The sequence below is a fragment of the Borreliella afzelii genome (assembly GCF_014202295.1).
Classification (GTDB): Bacteria; Spirochaetota; Spirochaetia; order Borreliales; family Borreliaceae; genus Borreliella; species Borreliella afzelii.
Genome location: NZ_JACHGM010000034.1, coordinates 1 through 2,060 on the forward strand (window position 1 = coordinate 1; position 2,060 = coordinate 2,060).

General features: G+C 32.7%; 3 protein-coding genes. All 3 read right to left on the minus strand.

The features are described 5' to 3' along the window. Nucleotides 1-194: 194 nt before the first annotated feature. Nucleotides 195-1,544, minus strand: a complete 1,350-nt coding sequence (locus tag HNP63_RS06635) for a DUF759 family protein (protein ID WP_183227703.1) — start codon at nucleotides 1,542-1,544, stop codon at nucleotides 195-197. A gap of 7 nt (nucleotides 1,545-1,551) precedes the next feature. Continuing rightward, a complete protein-coding gene (locus HNP63_RS06640; RefSeq protein ID WP_006434216.1) occupies nucleotides 1,552-1,788 on the minus strand; it encodes a DUF1322 family protein in 237 nt (78 codons plus the stop codon). Continuing rightward, nucleotides 1,785-2,060 (minus strand): DUF1473 family protein (locus HNP63_RS06645; RefSeq protein ID WP_183227704.1); only part of this gene is annotated, 276 nt, incomplete at its 5' end. The genes HNP63_RS06640 and HNP63_RS06645, both read right to left, overlap by 4 nt.

Below are 2,060 nucleotides of genomic sequence, written 5' to 3' on the forward strand. Positions count from 1 at the left end.
GCTCCAAAAAGAGTAAATAGTTGAGTTGCTATATCTTTTATTAATTGTCTAATCTCTTCACAAGACATTTCCCCTTCTTTTTTATTTTCGCAATTATCATTATTTGCATTTACAATACCCGTAGAATCCTCTTTTTCTGCAGGCGATATTGTTTTATTTTTTTCAGTGTTAATATCCATAAAATTACCTTTTTATCACTTTACCTTATTTGTATCATCAGAATTAGGGGTAGAATCAGCTTTAGGTGTTGTATCTTTAATAGGTACGTTTTCCGTAACGTTTCCTGTACCACCCATCCACTTGGGTAAAAATGAGCGTACTTTAGTAATAATACCATCTATCGTAAAGCCCGCAAAAGCACTCTTAACAGCATTTGTCATTGAAGTACCTATTTGGTTTATGAGTCCGCTTATTGTAAATTTGCCGCTAAAAATGTTTTTAACAAAATTAATACCCGTGGAAACAGTGCTGATTATTGGTCGCAAAACATTATTAGTTAAGTCTTGAAGAGTTTGTTCTATATTAGCTAAATCACTTTTAGCTTGATTAACGTCACTAGAATGTCCCGTAATCTTTAAAGATGATATGTCTCTTATTAATTCTAAAATCTTCTCTGGCCTTAATTCTAGCTTGCCCCCTTCTTGAGTGAGGAATTCCCACTTGTCTTTCATGGCTTCTAGATATTTTTTTCCAAAGTCGTCGATAGGTTTCAACATATCAAAAGCTTCTGTTGCTTTTCCTTTAAGTAATTGACTAACAACCTTAACAGCGCTTTCATTATCACTAGCAAGCCCCGTGCTTCTTAGTAAAGCTGAAAGTTTTGCTGCATTTACTACATTATCTTCATTAGCAAGTCCCAATTCTCTGAGATCGCCTCTGAGTACACTTGCTGTCCGCAACAAGTCTTCTTTTTCTAAGTCGCGCTCAAATCCTTTCATCCCCTTAAGAGCGCCCAAAATTTTAGTGCGTTCATTTTCCTTAAAAACCACGCTATTGAGTTGTTTTAAGTTGTCTTGTTTTGCTTGATCCTCAATTGATTTTTTCATAAAACCATACAAAAAACCAACAAGGCCGCCCCCAACTTTACTCATAGCGTTGCCAATAACAGTTCCTAGGGCGCTACCTATAGCAATTTTAGCAACAAGTCCTTTTCCTTGAGAAGCCGCTATCATTTTATTTCTTGCTTTTGATTCTTTTGCAAGTTCTTTATACTCAAGGCGTCTTTTATCTCTATCAGACATTAAAGATCTTTTAAAAGCTTCTTTTCGGGCTTTTTCAAAGCCCATGCCCTGTTTCATAAGCTTTTTAGTTTGTGTAAGTCTATATTTCTCAACACGTTCTCGTAAGTTTTCAAACTTAGATTGTTTGCTTAATTCTTTTTTCTTATCCGACAAATTATTTTTTACAATATCTTTAGTACTGCCCAAACTAGATTTTTTAGGTTTAAGATATTTTTCCATTTTGGTAATATCTTGTTCAATAGCCTTTTTTGTTGCTGCATGATCAAGAACGCCCTTAAATTTAATGGTGAATTTGTCGCTCATTAAGGCCTCATTTGCTTAAAATTAATTCATACAATTCTTTTTCTAATTTAAGATCAGCAATTCGATTAACTTCTAAAAGCTCGTCATAAGGAAATTTCTTAACATCATCGTACGAGCAAATATTCATAATTACTGGAAAATAGTATTTATCGTTTTTTATCTCGTCAAGCAAGTTAAAATACTTTTTTCTACTCTCATTAAGACTTGCAATAGCTTTATCAATATCTTTGCTTATTTTGCTCATTTAGCAACCAGTTCATTAGAATTTGAGGTAAGTGAAGAAGTTACTTTTTCATAATCAAAATTATCATCTATATAATTAAAGGTAACAAAATCACCAACATTATTTTCATATTCACTCAAATATACTAAAGCGGGTTTTTTAAGGTCATTATCTGCATGAAAAGTATTGAATTGCGCAGTGTAAATAATAGCAACAAGATAGTCCTTATAATAAGAAATAAATTCTCTATTTGCATCTAGAATGACATAAAATTCGTCTAAAAATTTTGGACT

Coding starts and splice junctions, on each gene's coding strand:
- HNP63_RS06635 (WP_183227703.1), bottom strand. CDS start 1,544: ATGAGCGACAAATTCACCATTAAATTTAAGGGCGTTCTTGATCATGCA.
- HNP63_RS06640 (WP_006434216.1), bottom strand. CDS start 1,788: ATGAGCAAAATAAGCAAAGATATTGATAAAGCTATTGCAAGTCTTAAT.